This window comes from Kibdelosporangium phytohabitans, assembly GCF_001302585.1.
Taxonomy (GTDB): Bacteria; Actinomycetota; Actinomycetes; order Mycobacteriales; family Pseudonocardiaceae; genus Kibdelosporangium; species Kibdelosporangium phytohabitans.
On sequence record NZ_CP012752.1, the window covers coordinates 6,265,384 to 6,280,923 of the forward strand.

A 15,540-nucleotide genomic window follows, 5' to 3' on the forward strand; every position below is an offset into this window, starting at 1 on the left:
CCCCACCTTAGACGCACGCTTATGGAAACGAGTTTTTCAACCATGGCCCGTCTCATCCCGCTGGCATTTACTGGTGCCATGACAGAGCAGCCAATCCTGATCCTCGGCGGAACCGGCAAGACGGGCAGCCGGGTCGCGGCCCGCCTCACCGCCCGCGAAGTGCCGGTGCGCATCGGTTCGCGTTCCGCCGGGATACCGTTCAGCTGGGAGGACGAGAAGACCTGGGCGCCCGCGCTTCGTGGCACCTCGGCCGCCTACATCGCGTACTACCCCGACCTCGGCGCGCCCGGCGCGGCGGCCGCCATCGGTTCGTTCTCCCAGCTCGCCGTCTCGCTGGGTGTCACGCGCCTGGTGCTGTTGTCCGGCCGCGGCGAGGAGGAGGCCCAGCGCAGCGAGCAGGAGCTGCGCAAGTCCGGTGCGGACTGGACGATCCTGCGGGCGAGCTGGTTCGCCCAGAACTTCAGCGAAAGCTTCCTGCTCGAGCCGGTCCTGGGCGGGTCGGTGATGCTGCCAGCGGGGGACGTGGTCGAACCGTTCGTCGACGTGGAGGACATCGCCGATGTCGCCGTGGCGGCGCTGACCGAGCCCGGTCACGTCGGCAAGCTGTACGAGCTGACCGGGCCGGAGGCGTTGTCGTTCTCCGGCGCGATCGCCGAGATCGCGGTCGCGACGGGCCGCGACATCCGGTATATGCGGATCACGATCGAGCAGTTCGCGGCGGCGCTGGCCGACGAGGTCGGGCCGGACTACGTCGAGTTCCTGACCTACCTGTTCACCGAGGTGCTCGACGGTCGCAACGCCCAGCCGACCGATGGTGTACGGCAGGCGCTCGGCCGTGAGCCGCGCTCGTTCCGCGAGTACGCCAGGACGACAGCGGCGACTGGGGTCTGGGCGCCGGGTCAAGCCGCACAGTGACAGTGCACCGGTACCGGCTGTGACCACGCCCCATCAGCGATCTCACGTTCACTCCTCGTTCACTTTCGCGCCATCTAATACCGGCAGGGGTGAACGACGAGAGGACCGAGGACATGACAGTGCAGCAGGGCACCCACCTCGACCAGATCGAAGACCGCCTGATCACCCGCTACCAGAACGAAATCCCGGCGGCGCGGGTCCGCGAGTGCATGCGGTCCGAAGCCGACCGCTTCGCCGCCGCGCCGGTTCGGACGTTCGTGCCGATCCTCGTGGAACGGGCGGTCCGGGCACGTCTCGACCCCCCGGCCTGACACCACCACGTCAACCCCGTCGGACCACGGTCCGGCGGGGTTGACCGCGAGGCTCCAGTTCGCGGTGCGCGTGTTCGATCCCGGCGAGATCGGCAGATCACCCGATGGGCGCCGAGCGCGCAGCCGCGAGTGGACCGAAGTCCGGCGACGGCGTGCGGATGCCGTTGAACAGCGACAGATTCCTTTCCCCTGCCGCTACTCGGTCACACCCTGCCGAGCGCCCCGGGCGGTCAGCACGAACGACGGCGCTGCCCAGTAGTCGATGAGGACTTCCGCCCGCACGTCGTGGTATCCGCACGCGCTGAACTGCTCCACCCACGCCGGCATCGGCTGCTCGTAGGTGTTGCGTTTCGCGCCTGGTTCGAGCTGACCGGTCAGCACCGGCATCAGGAACCCCTGGGCGACCAGGTCACGGTCGGTGTCGTATTCGGCCAGGCCGCGCTCGAAGGTGTCGGCGAGTGTCCGCCGCCGGTCCGCCGGGCTTTCCTCGGCCACGTCGAACTCGATCGCCACGAACCGCCCGACGTGCGGGCGCAGCGCGGACAGGAAGGCCGAGCGGTCCTCGTGCGACATGGTGTGCAACGCGAATGTGGACTCGCCCAGGTCGAAGTGAGCGTCGCCGATGCCGGCCACGAAGGCGTCCCCGGTCATCGGCGCCAGTGTCACCCGCTGGTCGCCCAGCCGTCCGGCGGCGGTGTCCAGCAGGGCTTGTGACGGCTCGACCAGGGTGACGGCCGGGACCGGGGTCTCGGCGAGCGCCGGTACGAGCGCACGGCCGTTGCCGCAGCCGATGTCCACGAGGGACTTCACGCCGTGCACCCGGTACTGGTTGGCCAGCGCGGCGCTGACCGCCTCGTAGAGCGGGATGTTGCCACCGCCGTCGATGAACGCCTCGAAGGCCGCCGGCTGGTCGTAGACGGACTTCGAGGCGTCCCCGTCGAGGTACTTGGTCAGCGCCTCGCGGAACAGCGGGTGCTCCGGCGCCGGCGCGGTCAGCTCTTGCCTTGCCTGCTCGGGGTTTCCGGCGGCCAGCGCCGCCAGGGCGTCGTAGACAGTCACCCGGTCAACCTAGCGGGTGGGTGATCGGCTACGCCTGCTCAGCGGCGATCGACGCGCGGACCTCGTCCATGTCGAGCTCCTGGACCTTGCCGATGAGCTCCTTGAGCCCCTGCGTGGGAAGCGCGCCCGGCTGCGCGTAGACCACGACACCGTCCCGCACGGCCATCAGCGTGGGAATCGAGGAGATCCCGAACGCCTGCGCGAGCCCGGTCTGTGCCTCGGTGTCGACGGTGCCGAAGGTGATGTCGCCGTGTTCCTCCGACGCGCTCTCGTAAACCGGCGCGAACATGCGGCACGGGCCGCACCAGGACGCCCAGAAGTCGACGAGCACCGTGCCAGGGGCGCTCACGACGTCGTTGAAGTTGTCCTCTGTCAGTTCCACGGTCGCCACCGGGATCTCCTTCTGCTCGGGGACCTGACAGGTTCAACCCATCGACCGGCCGGGATGTTCCACGCCCGTCACTGCGCTTTACGCAACCACTGCACGGAACCGGCGAAAGTCGCCTGGTAGACGGCGTTGGCCAGGCGCTGGCCCCACTGCGAGCGCGGGCCGCCGTACGGCTCGTCGCCGTCCTGCGGGCAGCAGACGACGATCGCGTCGCTCGGCGTGCCGGTCCCGGCGATCCCGGCGTCGATCATGGCCTGCGTCTTGGCCTCGGTGGCGGTGACGACGGTGTTGACCAGGGCGGCGTCGCTGAGACCGACCGGCACCCAGCAGACGGTGTTGATGGTGCCGGGCGCCCACTCGGCGCTGTGGTCGGGCGCGGCGGCGTACACGGGGTGCGTCAGTCCGACGGTGGTCACGCATTCAGCGTCGCCGTCGGTGCCGGTGGTGAAGTCCTTGAGCCGGGCGGCGGTGAGCAGGCCGGTTCCGGGACCGGCGAGGTGCCAGTCGGCGGCCAGCCCGGTGAGGTGCTCGACGGGATCGCGGTGGTACTCGTACTCGACCCGCACGTTGACCACCCACCGGCACGGGTTGATCCCGCCGCCGACCACACCGGTGGAGATCGCCCGTGTGCCTTCCGGCATGGACCACATGAGCATGGGCCGTCCGTCCCGCTGGTCGGCAACGGTCGGCTGGAGGATGGAGAACACGTGCTGTCCCTGGGTCGCTTGGTCTACCGCGGGCGGTGGTGGATTGTCTCCAGCCGGGCCAGGTCGTCGCTCGTGAGCCGCAGCGCGGCGGCGGCGATGTTGTCGGCGAGGTGGTCGACGTTGCCTGTGCCCGGGATGACCAGCACGTGTTCTCCGCGCTGCAGCGCCCATGCCAGGCGGATCTGGGCGGGGCTGGCGTCGTGCGCGCGGGCGATGTCGAGGATCTCGTCGTGCTCGGCGTCGCCGGCTCCGGCCTCACGCCCGGCTCCGGCGATGGCGAAGTACGGAACGAACGCCACGCCCTGCTCACCGCACGCGCGTAGGTGCTGGTCCTGTTCAGGGCGGTGGCCCAGGCCGTAGGAGTTCTGCACGCACACCACCGGCGCGATCACCTGGGCCTGGGCCAGGTGCGCCAGGCCGGCGTTGGACAGGCCGAGGTGGCGGATCAGCCCGGCGTCCCGCAGGTCGGCGAGCGCACCGAAGTGCTCGGCGACCGAGCCGGCACCGGACAGCCGGAGGTTCACCAGGTCCAGGCTTTCCCGGCCGAGCTGGCGCAGGTTCTCCTCGACCTGGCCGCGCAGCTGGTCCGGTGTGGACCGCGGCAGCCAGCCACCGGACGCGTCCCGCCGCGGCCCGACCTTGGTCGCGATCAGCAGGTCGTCCGGGTACGGCGACAGCGCGGTGTTGATCAGCTCGTTGGCCGATCGCAGTGCGGAGAAGTAGAACCCGGCGGTGTCGATGTGGTTGACGCCCGACTCGACCGCGCGCCGCAACACCTTGATCGCCTGGTCACGGTCGCCCGGGATGGCGTCGGGCGCGAACGCGGTACCCCGCTGGGGCAGGCGCATGGCGCCGAAGCCGACCCGGTTGACCGTCAGGTCCCCGAGAGTCCAGGTTCCCGCGGCCGCGGCGCCGGTCGTGTCAGAAGCCATGGGCCCGAGTCTGCCACCTGGTGATCACGGACCCGGGCGGTGGACCGGGACGTCAGCTGGCCACCAGTGGCCCGAACACCAGGGTTCCCGGCGCGTCGGCGTTGTCGCCCGCCCAGAACTCGAACCACAGCGTCGCGAACTCGGCGCGCGAGAGCCGCCCGTCCCCGTCGGTGTCGAGTGCCGGGAAGATCGGGTCGGTGTCGGTCGTGGTGCCGTTCCACGCTTCGATCATCTGGCGGTACTCGGCCGCCGAGACGTATCCGTCCCCGTCCGCGTCGATGGCTTTGAACATCGCGTCGGCGGTGGCGACCACCGTGTCCGGCATCTCCGGCAGCCGGTCGACCACGAGCAGGACCTCGTCCAGGGTGACCTTGTTGTCCCTGTCCTGATCGGACGCTGCCAGCAGGGTGGCCCACCAGCCCAGCATGATGGAGGTCAGGCGTTGCTCGTCCGCGCCGCGCAGCGCCGTCCACCGGTCGGCCAGCGCCCGGAAGTCCCGCTCCTCAAGGAAACCGTCGCTGTCGACGTCCATGGCGCCGAACACACCGGCTACTTTGCGTCGTTGTAAGTCGCTCGCCATGCCGTCGACAGTAGGCTGAACGGCCGAGCACGCGCGTCGGCCATTCAGGCGACCCGCTTCTACCGGAACAGTGCGAGGACCAGCACTCCGGACACGACACCGATCGCGATTCCGGCGACGCCCAGTGTGGCTCGGTGCTCGCGCAGCACCGGGATGCCGCGGTCCAGGGCTAGCCGCCCGGGGCCGGTGAGCGCGACGGCGGCGGTGGCGACGACGAGCAGCAGTTCGTACTCGATGCCGCCCTTGGCCGCGAAGAACCCGGATCCCCACATGACCGCGACGGCGTTGATCATGGTGCCGATGATCGCGGCGCAGGCCAGCGGCGTGAACAGGCCAACGGTCAAGGCGAGGCCGCCGACGATGTGGCTCAGTCCGGACAGGACGGCCATCAGCGTCGAGGCGGAGTAGCCGCTGGCGGCGAAGAACGCGGCGGTGCCGTCGATGCCGCCGCCACCGAACCAGCCGAGCAGTTGCTGGGCTCCGTGCGCCGCCATGATCAGGCCCAGTGCGGCCCGCAGCACCAGCAATCCGCTGTCAGTCCCGCGCTTGACGTCCACTTCGGCCACGACAGCCATGAAAGGTCCCTCCACAGGTTGGTTCAAATTCGAACGAAGCGTATCCCGGTTTGTTCACATTTCAACGACCGCGGCGCGGGTCGACAGGGAACCGACAGGCCGGCCGGTCACGAATAGGCTTGTCCCCATGACGGACGACAGATGGTTGACCGAGTCGGAACTGGCCGCGTGGAAGGACTTCCTCACGGTCACCGCGACCATCCACCGGCGGATCGAGCAGCAGCTGAAAGACGAAGCGGGCCTGACCCACCCGCAGTACGAGGTGCTCACCCGACTGTCGGACACACCCGAAGGCTCACTGCGGATGACCGAGCTGGCACAGGCGGCCGTGACGTCCAAGAGCGGCCTGACCTACCAGGTCACCCAGCTGGAGAAGGCCGGTCTCGTCGGCCGCCGCACGTCCACACACGACGAACGCGGCGTGGTGGCCTACCTGACCGACAAGGGCTGGGCCAAGATCCGCGACACCGCACCCGGTCACGCGGCGCTGGTCCGCGCGCTGTTCCGCGACGGCTTGTCGGAGCGGGAGTTCACCGGCATGGCCACGGCGATCGCGGCGCTGCACGACCACCTGCGCTGACCTCTGGCGATTATCCGTTGGAACGTGTCCTTTTCGCCAATGGTGACCAGGCCGCGCCCTGCATAGCGTTCCGGCAAGATCCGTGTTCGATCTCGCCGGAAACCGAGGACACCGTTGACGACTGCGATTGTCTTTGCCCTGGTCCCTTTCGCCTACATCGTGGCGATGTCGCTCGTGCGCGAGCCGCAACGCCGCCGCCTCAACGCCGTCGCCGTGGCCGGTGCCGGCGCGGCCTACCTGAGCAGCGGCGGCATGGGCGGCTGGGAGATCCCGTTCACCGTCGTCGTGACGTACTGCGCGTTCCGCGGCCTGGAATCGTGGACCTTCATCGGGATCGCCTGGTTGCTGCACACCGGGTGGGACATCGTGCACCACGTCAAGGGATACCCGATCATCCCGTTCGTCGAGCACTCGTCGCTCGGGTGCGCCGTCTGCGATCCCGTGCTGGCCATCTGGTGCTTCATGGGCGGCCGGTCGATCCTGCCCACGAAACGCGAGCCAACGCCGACGTCCAACGAGCGGGACTAGGCCCCAGCCCTGTGGGTGGCCACCCGATCCGCGGCCACCCACAGGAGCTCTCTACACGGCGACGAAGCTGAGCCGTGTCGCGTTGGCCGTGGCGTCGTCCGGCTGCTGCTGCGCCGAGCGCTCAGCGTCCACCCGGGACAGATAACTGTCCACTTCGTGCTGCCGTTTGGCGTCGTCCCACCCGAGAACCGGGGCGACGAGAGCGGCCACCTCGGCAGCGGCGGCCACACCGCGGTCCGGCTGCTCGATGGAGATCCGCGTACGCCGGGTGAGCACGTCCTCCAGGTGCAGGGCACCTTCGTGCGAGGCCGCGTACACGGCCTCCACCTTCAGGTAGTCCTGCGCACCGGTGATCGGCTCGGCCAGGACAGGGCGTTCGCGGACCAGCGCGAGCAGGTCGTGGATGGCGGTGCCGTACCGCTGCAGCAAGTGCTCAATCCGGGCGACCGGGAGTCCCGTGTGGACAGCCACGTCGGTGCGGTCACGCCACAGTTCGTGGTAGCCGTCCCCGCCCAGGATCGGCTGCCGGTCGGTCGCGGACGGCCGCACGGGCCGAGACAGGTTCTCCGCCGCCATGTCCACCGCGTCCTCGGCCATCACCCGGTAGGTCGTGTACTTGCCGCCCGCGATGACCACCAGCCCCGGCGCCGGGTTGGCGACCGCGTGCTCACGGGACAGCTTGGTGGTCTCCGCCGCCTTCGCCGCGAGCAGTGGCCGCAGTCCCGCGTACACGCCTTCGATGTCGTCACGGGTGATCGGCGTGCGCAGCACGGCGTTGACGTGGTCGAGCACGTAGTCCACATCGGCCTTGCTGGCAGCCGGGTGGTTGCGGTCGAGTTCCCACGGGGTGTCGGTGGTGCCCACGATCCAGTGGCGGCCCCACGGGATGACGAACAGCACGCTCTTCTCGGTGCGCAGGATCAGCCCGGTGTCCAGGTCGATCTTCTCCTTGGGCACCACCAGGTGGATGCCCTTGGACGCGCGGACCGTGAACGGCGCCGGGATCCCGGCCGCCTTGGCGATGTCGTCGCTCCACACCCCGGTCGCGGCGATCACGACGCGGGCCCGGACGTCGAACTCGGCGCCGCTCTCCCGGTCACGCACGCGTGCGCCGGTGATCCGGTCGCCCGACCGCAGCAACTCGGTCATCCGTGCCCGAGTCAGCACCGCGGCACCCTGTTCGGCCGCGGTGCGCGCGATCATCATGGTGTGCCGGGCGTCGTCGACCTGGGCGTCGTAGTACTGGATCGCGCCGATCAACGCGTCGGGGGCGAGCCCCGGGGCGACTTCGAACGCACGGCGGCGGCTGAGGTGCCGGTGCCGGGGCAGCGCACGCGCGCCGCCGAGCGTGTCGTAGAGCATCACGCCCGCGCCGATGTAGCCGCGCTCCCACACCCGGTGCGTCAGCGGCACCAGGAACTTCACCGGGCGCACCAGGTGCGGGGCCAGTGTCGTGAGCAGCAGCCCACGTTCCTTCAGCGCCTCCCGCACCAGCTTGAAGTCCAGCTGTTCCAGGTAGCGCAGGCCACCGTGGATCAGCTTGCTGGACCGGCTGGAGGTGCCCGCGGCGAAGTCGCGGGCCTCGACCAGCCCGGCCGACAGGCCGCGCGACGCGGCGTCCAGCGCGATGCCGGCGCCGGTCACCCCGCCGCCGATCACCAGGACGTCGACTTCCCGCGTGCGCAGCGTACGCAGCGCGTCCGCGCGGTACTGCGGGGAAAGCGGTACAGCAGACACTTCGACCATCTCCCTATTCCACGTCGACCCAGTCGAGCGTCCGGCCGACGGCTTTCTTCCAGCCCTCGTAGCCCGTGGCCCGCTGCTCCTCGGTCCAGCTCGGCTGCCAGCGCCGGTCTTCGTTCCAGTTCCGCACGAGTTCCTCAGTGGACTTCCAGAACCCGATGGCCAGCCCGGCGGCGTAGGCGGCGCCGAGTGCGGTGGTCTCCGCGACGACCGGTTTGGACACCGGCACGCCCAGCACGTCGGCCTGCATCTGCATGCACAGCTGGTTGGCGGTCACGCCACCGTCCACACGCAACACGTCGAGTGTGACACCGGAGTCGTTCTGCATGGCCTCGACGACGTCACGGCTCTGGTAGCAGATCGCCTCCAGGGTGGCCCGCGCGACGTGCGCGTTGGTGGTCGCGCGGGTCAGGCCGACGATCGCGCCGCGGGCGTCGGATCGCCAGTACGGCGCGAACAGGCCGGAGAACGCGGGCACGAAGTAGATCCCGCCGTTGTCGGCGACCTGGGCGGCCAGGGTCTCGCTCTGCGAGGCGCCGCTGATGATGCCGAGCTGGTCACGCAGCCACTGCACGGCCGAGCCGGTGACCGCGATCGAGCCTTCCAGTGCGTACACCGGCTTGTCGTCGCCGAACTGGTAGCACAACGTGGTCAGCAGGCCGTGCTTGGAGCGCACGAGCTCGTGGCCGGTGTTGAGCAGCAGGAAGTTGCCGGTGCCGTAGGTGTTCTTGGCCTCGCCGGGCCGGAGGCAGACCTGGCCGACGGTGGCGGCCTGCTGGTCGCCGAGGTCGCCGGTGATCGGCACCTCGCCGTGGAACGGGCCACCCGCCCTGGTGACGCCGAGGTGCCCGGACGACGGCTTGATCTGCGGCAGCATCCGGCGCGGGATGCCGAAGAACGACAGCAGTTCGTCGTCCCACGCCAGCGTTTCCAGGTCCATCAGCATGGTGCGGCTGGCGTTGGTCGGGTCGGTGACGTGCGCGCCGCCGTCCTTGCCGCCGGTCAGGTTCCACAGCAGCCAGGTGTCGGTGGTGCCGAACAGGGCGTCGCCGTTCTCGGCGTCCGCGCGCACGCCGTCGACGTTCTCCAGGATCCACTGGAGTTTGCCGCCGGAGAAGTACGTGGCGGGCGGCAGTCCGGCCTTGCGGCGGATCACGTCGCCCTTGCCGCTGCGCTCGAGCTCGGTGGCGATGCGGTCGGTGCGGGTGTCCTGCCAGACGATGGCGTTGCAGTACGGGCGGCCGGTGCGCCGGTTCCAGACCACTGTGGTCTCACGCTGGTTGGTGATGCCCAGCGCGGCCAGGTCGGCGGCGGTGAGCGTGGTCTTGGCGAACGTGGACTCGATCACCGAGCGGGTGCGTTCCCAGATCTCGGTGGGGTTGTGCTCGACCCAGCCCGGCCTGGGCAGGATCTGCTCGTGTTCGAGCTGGTGGCGGGCGATCTCGTTGCCACCGTGGTCGAAGATCATGAACCGGGTGCTGGTGGTGCCCTGGTCGACGGACGCGACGAATTCCGGCATCGGGGGTCACTCCTTCCTCAGGCCTTGACGGCGACTGGCTCGTCGGCTGGCAGGAACTTCTCGATGAAGAACTTGTAGATCGCGGCGCCGATCAGCGCGCCGACAACCGGGGCGACGACCGGAATCCACCAATACGAGTGACCGTGCTGGTCCTGGAACGCCGTTTCGTAGCCGGTCAGCCAGGACGCCAGCCGCGGCCCGAAGTCGCGGGCGGGGTTGATCGCGTAACCGGCGTTGGTTCCCCACGCCATCCCGATCGCGACCACGGAGAACCCGACGACGAGCGGGCCCATGTTGGCCAGCGGCGCGGTGTTGCGCAGGTCGGTGATGGCGAAGATGACCAGCACGAGGATGGCGGTGCCGATGATCTGGTCACGGAACGCGCCCCAGTCACCCACCGGAAGGGTGCCGTTACCCGGAAGGGTGGAGAACACGCCCTGCGTCTTGATCGTCAGGCCGGGGTCGGCGGCGTTGAGCACCTCGGTGTAGTTCCACCGCACCAGCAGCGCGGCCAGGAACGCGCCCGCGGTCTGCGCGAGGGCGTACGGCGCGACCTTCTTCCACGAGAAGCCCTTGAACACCGCGAGCGCGATCGTCACGGCGGGGTTGAGATGCGCGCCGCTGACCCGGGAGGCGACGTACACGCCCAGTGTCACGCCCAGCCCCCACGCCCAGGCGATGCTGTCGTGATCACCGATCCCGGCGGCGGCCACCTGGGCGACCACGCCGCAGCCGAACAGGATCAGGATCAGCGTCCCGACGAACTCGGCGGCCAGCTCGCCGGCGAGCCCGCGGGACTTGAGGTTTCGCAGCACTGCATTCCTCCACAAAGGACACCCAAGGCCCCGGCTCACCCGAACGTTAAGATCGTGGAAAGAACAGGTCAACGAGTGCCGGTCGGCATTGTCGAACGGCGCGCGGAGGGTGTTCGACAATGCCGAATCGGAGCCGGTGAGGAGGTCGCGCGGGCGGTGCCGGGACCCATCCAGTCGATCGAACGAGCCGCCGCGATCCTGCGGCTGCTGGCCCGCGGCTCCGGCAAGCTCGGCGTCGGCGAGATCGCCGAGTCGCTCGAGCTGGCCAAGGCGACCGCGCACGGCATCCTGCGCACCCTGCAGGGCGTCGGGTTCGTCGAGCAGGACCGCGACACCGGCAAGTACCAGCTCGGCGCGGCCCTGCTGCACCTGGGCACCAGCTACCTGGACGTCAACGAACTGCGGTCCCGCGCGATCAACTGGGCGGACGCGCTGGCCGCGCGCAGCGGCGAGGCGGTCCGGATCGGGTCTCCCCTCGACGGGCGGGTGCTGGTGGTGCACCACGTGTTCCGGCCGGACGACTCGCTGCAGACCCTGGACGTCGGCGCGCTGCTGCCGTTGCACGCGACCGCGCTGGGCAAGGTGCTGCTGGCCTACGACACGGCGCTGGTGGCCTCCCTGCGCGGCAGCGAGATCGTCGCCTACACCCGGCGGACGTTGTCGTCACTGACCGCGATCAAGCGTGCCCTGGCCGGTGTGCGTGAGGGAGGTTGGGCGGGCGAACTCGGTGAGATGACGCCCGGCGAGGCCGGTATCGCGGCGCCGATCCGGGGGCACGGTGGGATCGTGGTCGGTGCGCTGGGGATCTCGGGTGCCGTGGAACGCCTGATGGATTCGCACGGCAGTCCGAAGGCGACACTGCTCGGGCACGTGCGCGACGCCGCCCGTGCGGTGTCCCGCGACCTCGGCGCGTCCCGGTGGTGAGGGTGAGATGACGCATCGTTACGTGATGTCGGTCGACCAGGGCACCACGTCGACCCGGTGCATCCTGTTCGACGCGCGCGGCAGGCTGGTGTCGGTGGTGCAGCGCGAGCACCAGCAGCACTTCCCCCGGCCCGGCTGGGTGGAGCACGACGCGGCCGAGATCTGGCGCAACCTGGCGCGGCTGATGCCGGAGGCGCTGGCCCGGGCCGGGGCGAGCGCGGAGCAGATCGTCGGGCTGGGCATCGCCAACCAGCGTGAGACGACCGTGCTGTGGGACCGGCGGACGGGCGCGCCGATCGGCCGCGCGATCGTCTGGCAGGACACCCGGACCGACCGGGTGGTCGAACAACTGACCAGGGAGCCGGGCGCGAAACGGGTGCGTGAGCTGTGCGGGTTGCCGCTGGCCACGTACTTCTCGGCGCCCAAGATCCGCTGGCTGCTGGACCAGACCCCGGGGTTGCCGGAGCGGGCCGAGTGCGGCGAGGTGCTGTTCGGCACGACGGAGAGCTGGCTGATCTGGAACCTGACCGGTGGCCTGCACATCACCGACGTGACCAACGCCAGCCGCACGATGCTGATGAACCTGCGGACGTTGTCGTGGGACGACGAACTGCTGGATTTCTTCGGCATCCCCCGCGCGATGCTGCCGGAGATCCGGTCGTCCACAGAGGTCTACGGCACCACCACGACCGTGGTGCCCGGTATCCGGATCGCGGCGGCGCTCGGCGACCAGCAGGCGGCGTTGTTCGGCCAGACCTGCTTCGCGCCGGGCGAGGCGAAGTGCACGTACGGCACGGGCAGTTTCCTGTTGCTCAACACCGGCCAGACCCCGGTGCGCAGCGCGCACGGGATGCTGACCACGGTCGGGTTCAAGATCGGTGCCGAGCCCGCGGTGTACGCGCTGGAAGGCTCGATCGCGGTGACCGGCTCGCTGGTGCAGTGGTTGCGCGACAGCCTGGAGCTGATCGGCACCGCGCCGGAGATCGAAACCCTGGCACGGACCGTGGCCGACAACGGCGGCTGCTACATCGTGCCCGCGTTCTCCGGGCTGTTCGCGCCGCACTGGCACAGCGAGGCCCGTGGCGTGATCGCCGGGCTGACGTCGTACATCACCAAGGGGCACCTGGCGCGGGCGGTGCTGGAGGCGACCGGCTGGCAGACGCGGGAAGTCGTCGACGCGATGAACGCCGACTCCGGCCTGGCGCTGTCGACGCTGAGAGTGGACGGCGGGATGACCGCGAACAACCTGCTGATGCAGATCGTCGCGGACGTGCTGGACGTGCCGGTGGTGCGGCCGATGGTGGCCGAGACGGTGTCGCTCGGCGCGGCCTACGCGGCGGGCCTGTCGGTCGGGTACTGGCCGGACCTGGAAGGCCTGCGCCGCAACTGGCACCGCGCGGGCCAGTGGCAGCCCACGATGGCGCAGGCGCGGCGGGAGGCCGAGTACGTGAACTGGCGCCAGGCCGTCGAGCTGACCTTCGGCTGGATGCGCCCGGTGGACGCGGCCCGCCCGCCGGGCACGGACGTGGTCGACGTGATCCTCGACGACCACCGCCGGATGGAGAACCTGCTGCGCGAGCTGCGCGACGACGACGCCGACCGGGCCGGTGTGCTGCGCGAGCTGGCCAGTCAGCTGAGCGCGCACGTGGCGGCGACCGAGCGGGTGCTGCACACCGATCCCGCCGAGGGCCTCGTCCCCGAGGATCCGGACGAACTGGAACGCGTGGTCCAGGCGCACATCCGGGACGAGGAACGCACGCTGCTCAACGAACTGCGCCGCACGCTGTCCCCTTCGGACAGAACAGCGCTCGGCCGGGCGTTCACCGCCGAACGCACCCGGCGGTTCGCCCCGTGACGCTCCTACCGTGAGCGGCGGCCGGGCTTCCCGCGTTTGCCCGGCTGCGGCGCACCTTGGCGCCGAACCGGTTTCGCCCCGGTCTTCTTGGCAGGCGCCGGTTTCTTAGCCTTGGGCTGAGGTTGGGGCTGGGCCGGTTGGCGGCCGCGGGTGCTGTTCACGGTCCGGCCGCGCACGATCCCGATGAACTGCTCCACCAGGTCGGTGGTCTCCTCCTCCGGCCACGACAGCGCGACCCGCGACTGCGGCGCGTCGGTGACAGGCCGGTAGGTCAGGTCCCGGCGGTGGTACAGGCGGGCCAGCGACTGCGGAACCACGAGCAGGCCCACGCCCGCGGCCACGAGTTCGATCGCGTCGGGCGTGGTGTCCGGGCGGTGCAGCGCGGGCAGGCCGGGTGGCTGTGTCCAGTCGAGAGTGTCGTCGGCCGGGTGCATCACGACCTCGTCGGCGAGGTCGTCGAGAGTCACCTCGTCGGCCGCGGCGATCGCGTGGTCCTTCGGGATGACGACCACTGTGGTCTCGGTGTAGAGCGGGATGGCGTGCAGGCCTTCGCGGTCGGCGGGCAGTCGCAGCAGCACGGCGTCGACCTCGTCCGCGCGGACCTTCCCGGCGGCCTCGGCCGCGGTGACGCCGATCAGCTCGAGCGGCACGCCGGGTTCGCGTTCGGCCCAGATCCGCACCCACTTGGCCGGGGTGGCTCCCGGGACGTACCCGAGGCGGAACGAAAGGGGCACATCCGAGCCTGTCACAGGGCCAGGTTACTGGGTCCGGTTACGCTAGGTGCCATGACGTCGCGCAAGACCGTCCAGACGATGAAGCCCGCAACGGCGGCCAAGAAGCTGGGTGTCTACCTCGAAGCCACGCCCGCGGAGTTCCAGGAGGGCGCGGTGTCCCGCGACGAGCTCAACGCTCTGCAGGCGAGCCCGCCGGAGTGGCTGCGTGAGTTGCGCCGCAACGGCCCGCACCCGCGTCAGGTGATCGCGACCAGGCTGGGCGTGTCGATCAGCGGCCTGGCCCGTGCCGGTGTGACGGACGCGCTGACCACCGAGCAGATCAACGAGATCAGGGACGCCAACCCCGACTGGCTGGTGCGGGAACGCGAGACCCAGGCCGAGGTCCGTGCCGAGGAGGCCCGGCTCAAGGAGCGCCCGGCGGCGAAGTGAGCACGCCGTGGAGATGCTGCACCTGCGCTACTTCGTCGCGGTCGCCGAGGAACTGAACTTCACCGCGGCGGCGCGCAGGCTGCACATGGCGACGTCGCCGTTGAGCCAGCGGATCCGGGACCTGGAACACGAACTGGGCCAGCGGTTGTTCGACCGCGACACGCACCACGTCCGGCTCACCGCCGCGGGTGAGACGCTGCTGCCGATCGCCAGGGATGTCCTCGATCAGGTGAATTCGATCCCGTGGCGGCTGCGTGAGGCCACCGGGCCGCGGCACGGCACGATGCTGCTCGGCATGCCCGCGGGCATCCACCCGGACCTGCGGGCCCGCGTGAACACGCTGGCCGAGCGGATCAGCGACCGGGTCGACCTCAAACGCTGGCCGGGGGTGACTTCGGCGCTGATCGACGCGGTGCGGGACGGGAAACTCGCGCTGACCTTGGCCCGCCTGCCCGTCGGCGACCCGGCGCTCGACCAGTTGCCGGTCATGTCCGAGCGGCTGGGCGCGGTGGTGTCGGCGACGCGGTTCGCGGGCCGGGAAGCCGTCACGCTGGCCGAGTTGTCCGATTTCACCTATGTGAGCGCGCCGCCGGAGGTCCTGCCGCCGTATTTCGACGTCCTGGAAAGAGAACTCGCCGACCGGGGTGTCAGAAAACGAATGAAATTGACCGGAACCGATTACAGCGGCGTGTCCGAAGTCATTTCGAGCAGTGCGGCATTCGGTTTCTCGATGCTGGACGAGGACAGTCCGATGCGTGGCTACCGGGTGGCCGACGTGACCGTGCTGCCGGTCACGGACTTCCCGGCTCACATGGAAACCGGCCTGGTCTGGCGGCGGGACCGGGCCGACGGCGGTGACCTCGACGACATCGTCGCGATCGCCCGCGAGGTCTTCGGCGAACCCATCCTGCGTTGAGAAAATGGTGTGACCACTGCGGTCACACCA

General features: G+C 69.8%; 18 protein-coding genes. 8 read left to right on the forward strand and 10 right to left on the reverse strand.

The genetic code is table 11. From position 1 onward, the window contains the following. Positions 1-78: 78 nt before the first annotated feature. Both AOZ06_RS28390 and AOZ06_RS28395 read left to right on the forward strand, forming a co-directional pair. Positions 79-915 (forward strand): NAD(P)H-binding protein, encoded by an 837-nt coding sequence (locus AOZ06_RS28390; protein ID WP_054292197.1) that lies wholly within the window; start codon positions 79-81, stop codon positions 913-915. A 113-nt stretch (positions 916-1,028) separates the two neighbouring features. Further along, positions 1,029-1,226, forward strand: a complete 198-nt coding sequence (locus AOZ06_RS28395) for a three-helix bundle dimerization domain-containing protein (RefSeq protein ID WP_054296982.1) — start codon at positions 1,029-1,031, stop codon at positions 1,224-1,226. Between the two features lie 195 nt (positions 1,227-1,421). Here the strand turns inward: AOZ06_RS28395 and AOZ06_RS28400 are convergent, their stop codons facing one another. The 6 genes from AOZ06_RS28400 to AOZ06_RS28425 form a co-directional block, all read right to left on the reverse strand. Next, positions 1,422-2,285: a class I SAM-dependent methyltransferase gene (locus AOZ06_RS28400; protein WP_054292198.1), complete on the reverse strand. Its 864-nt coding sequence runs from the start codon at positions 2,283-2,285 to the stop codon at positions 1,422-1,424. Between the two features lie 28 nt (positions 2,286-2,313). Beyond that, positions 2,314-2,676: a thioredoxin gene (trxA, locus tag AOZ06_RS28405; RefSeq protein ID WP_054292199.1), complete on the reverse strand. Its 363-nt coding sequence runs from the start codon at positions 2,674-2,676 to the stop codon at positions 2,314-2,316. A gap of 68 nt (positions 2,677-2,744) precedes the next feature. Beyond that, positions 2,745-3,380, reverse strand: a complete 636-nt coding sequence (locus tag AOZ06_RS28410) for an adenosylcobinamide amidohydrolase (RefSeq protein WP_157233295.1) — start codon at positions 3,378-3,380, stop codon at positions 2,745-2,747. A gap of 23 nt (positions 3,381-3,403) precedes the next feature. Continuing rightward, positions 3,404-4,312 (reverse strand): oxidoreductase, encoded by a 909-nt coding sequence (locus AOZ06_RS28415; protein WP_054292200.1) that lies wholly within the window; start codon positions 4,310-4,312, stop codon positions 3,404-3,406. A gap of 52 nt (positions 4,313-4,364) precedes the next feature. Then, positions 4,365-4,892, reverse strand: a complete 528-nt coding sequence (locus tag AOZ06_RS28420) for an EF-hand domain-containing protein (RefSeq protein ID WP_054292201.1) — start codon at positions 4,890-4,892, stop codon at positions 4,365-4,367. 59 nt (positions 4,893-4,951) lie between these two features. Then, complete coding sequence (locus AOZ06_RS28425) at positions 4,952-5,467, reverse strand: DoxX family protein (protein WP_054292202.1); 516 nt, start codon at positions 5,465-5,467, stop codon at positions 4,952-4,954. A 127-nt stretch (positions 5,468-5,594) separates the two neighbouring features. Between AOZ06_RS28425 and AOZ06_RS28430 the strand changes: the two genes are divergently transcribed. Both AOZ06_RS28430 and AOZ06_RS28435 read left to right on the forward strand, forming a co-directional pair. After that, positions 5,595-6,047: a MarR family winged helix-turn-helix transcriptional regulator gene (locus tag AOZ06_RS28430; protein WP_054292203.1), complete on the forward strand. Its 453-nt coding sequence runs from the start codon at positions 5,595-5,597 to the stop codon at positions 6,045-6,047. A gap of 114 nt (positions 6,048-6,161) precedes the next feature. Beyond that, positions 6,162-6,575 (forward strand): DUF6010 family protein, encoded by a 414-nt coding sequence (locus AOZ06_RS28435; protein WP_225952925.1) that lies wholly within the window; start codon positions 6,162-6,164, stop codon positions 6,573-6,575. A gap of 51 nt (positions 6,576-6,626) precedes the next feature. Here the strand turns inward: AOZ06_RS28435 and glpD are convergent, their stop codons facing one another. Genes glpD through AOZ06_RS28450 form a run of 3 tightly spaced genes read right to left on the reverse strand, consistent with a single transcriptional unit; the run spans position 6,627 to position 10,652 of the window. Then, a complete protein-coding gene (gene glpD, locus AOZ06_RS28440) occupies positions 6,627-8,321 on the reverse strand; it encodes a glycerol-3-phosphate dehydrogenase (protein ID WP_054292204.1) in 1,695 nt (564 codons plus the stop codon). A gap of 4 nt (positions 8,322-8,325) precedes the next feature. Next, positions 8,326-9,837 (reverse strand): glycerol kinase GlpK, encoded by a 1,512-nt coding sequence (glpK, locus tag AOZ06_RS28445; RefSeq protein ID WP_054292205.1) that lies wholly within the window; start codon positions 9,835-9,837, stop codon positions 8,326-8,328. 17 nt (positions 9,838-9,854) lie between these two features. Then, positions 9,855-10,652 carry an MIP/aquaporin family protein gene (locus tag AOZ06_RS28450; RefSeq protein WP_054292206.1) on the reverse strand — a complete coding sequence of 266 codons (798 nt, stop codon included), beginning with the start codon at positions 10,650-10,652 and terminating at the stop codon, positions 9,855-9,857. Positions 10,653-10,808: 156 nt separating this feature from the next. Here AOZ06_RS28450 and AOZ06_RS28455 point away from each other — a divergent pair, with 156 nt between their 5' ends. Both AOZ06_RS28455 and glpK (AOZ06_RS28460) read left to right on the forward strand, forming a co-directional pair. After that, positions 10,809-11,576 carry an IclR family transcriptional regulator gene (locus AOZ06_RS28455; RefSeq protein WP_054296985.1) on the forward strand — a complete coding sequence of 256 codons (768 nt, stop codon included), beginning with the start codon at positions 10,809-10,811 and terminating at the stop codon, positions 11,574-11,576. 7 nt (positions 11,577-11,583) lie between these two features. Then, complete coding sequence (glpK, locus tag AOZ06_RS28460; RefSeq protein ID WP_054292207.1) at positions 11,584-13,431, forward strand: glycerol kinase GlpK; 1,848 nt, start codon at positions 11,584-11,586, stop codon at positions 13,429-13,431. 5 nt (positions 13,432-13,436) lie between these two features. Here the strand turns inward: glpK (AOZ06_RS28460) and AOZ06_RS28465 are convergent, their stop codons facing one another. Further along, positions 13,437-14,180: a LysR family substrate-binding domain-containing protein gene (locus tag AOZ06_RS28465; protein WP_054292208.1), complete on the reverse strand. Its 744-nt coding sequence runs from the start codon at positions 14,178-14,180 to the stop codon at positions 13,437-13,439. 36 nt (positions 14,181-14,216) lie between these two features. Between AOZ06_RS28465 and AOZ06_RS28470 the strand changes: the two genes are divergently transcribed. Next, positions 14,217-14,594: a DUF5997 family protein gene (locus AOZ06_RS28470; protein ID WP_054292209.1), complete on the forward strand. Its 378-nt coding sequence runs from the start codon at positions 14,217-14,219 to the stop codon at positions 14,592-14,594. A 7-nt stretch (positions 14,595-14,601) separates the two neighbouring features. Next, the gene (locus AOZ06_RS28475) at positions 14,602-15,510 is read left to right on the forward strand and encodes a LysR family transcriptional regulator (protein ID WP_054292210.1); all 909 of its coding nucleotides are present in this window, start codon (positions 14,602-14,604) and stop codon (positions 15,508-15,510) included. Positions 15,511-15,540: the final 30 nt, after the last annotated feature.

What these genes read in the sequence shown, in the direction of transcription:
- AOZ06_RS28425 (WP_054292202.1), bottom strand. Translation starts at nt 5,467, where the DNA reads ATGGCTGTCGTGGCCGAAGTGGACGTCAAGCGCGGGACTGACAGCGGA.
- AOZ06_RS28390 (WP_054292197.1), top strand. Translation starts at nt 79, where the DNA reads ATGACAGAGCAGCCAATCCTGATCCTCGGCGGAACCGGCAAGACGGGC.
- AOZ06_RS28430 (WP_054292203.1), top strand. Translation starts at nt 5,595, where the DNA reads ATGACGGACGACAGATGGTTGACCGAGTCGGAACTGGCCGCGTGGAAG.
- glpK (WP_054292205.1), bottom strand. Translation starts at nt 9,837, where the DNA reads ATGCCGGAATTCGTCGCGTCCGTCGACCAGGGCACCACCAGCACCCGG.
- AOZ06_RS28395 (WP_054296982.1), top strand. Translation starts at nt 1,029, where the DNA reads ATGACAGTGCAGCAGGGCACCCACCTCGACCAGATCGAAGACCGCCTG.
- glpK (WP_054292207.1), top strand. Translation starts at nt 11,584, where the DNA reads ATGACGCATCGTTACGTGATGTCGGTCGACCAGGGCACCACGTCGACC.
- AOZ06_RS28470 (WP_054292209.1), top strand. Translation starts at nt 14,217, where the DNA reads ATGACGTCGCGCAAGACCGTCCAGACGATGAAGCCCGCAACGGCGGCC.
- glpD (WP_054292204.1), bottom strand. Translation starts at nt 8,321, where the DNA reads ATGGTCGAAGTGTCTGCTGTACCGCTTTCCCCGCAGTACCGCGCGGAC.
- AOZ06_RS28415 (WP_054292200.1), bottom strand. Translation starts at nt 4,312, where the DNA reads ATGGCTTCTGACACGACCGGCGCCGCGGCCGCGGGAACCTGGACTCTC.
- AOZ06_RS28420 (WP_054292201.1), bottom strand. Translation starts at nt 4,892, where the DNA reads ATGGCGAGCGACTTACAACGACGCAAAGTAGCCGGTGTGTTCGGCGCC.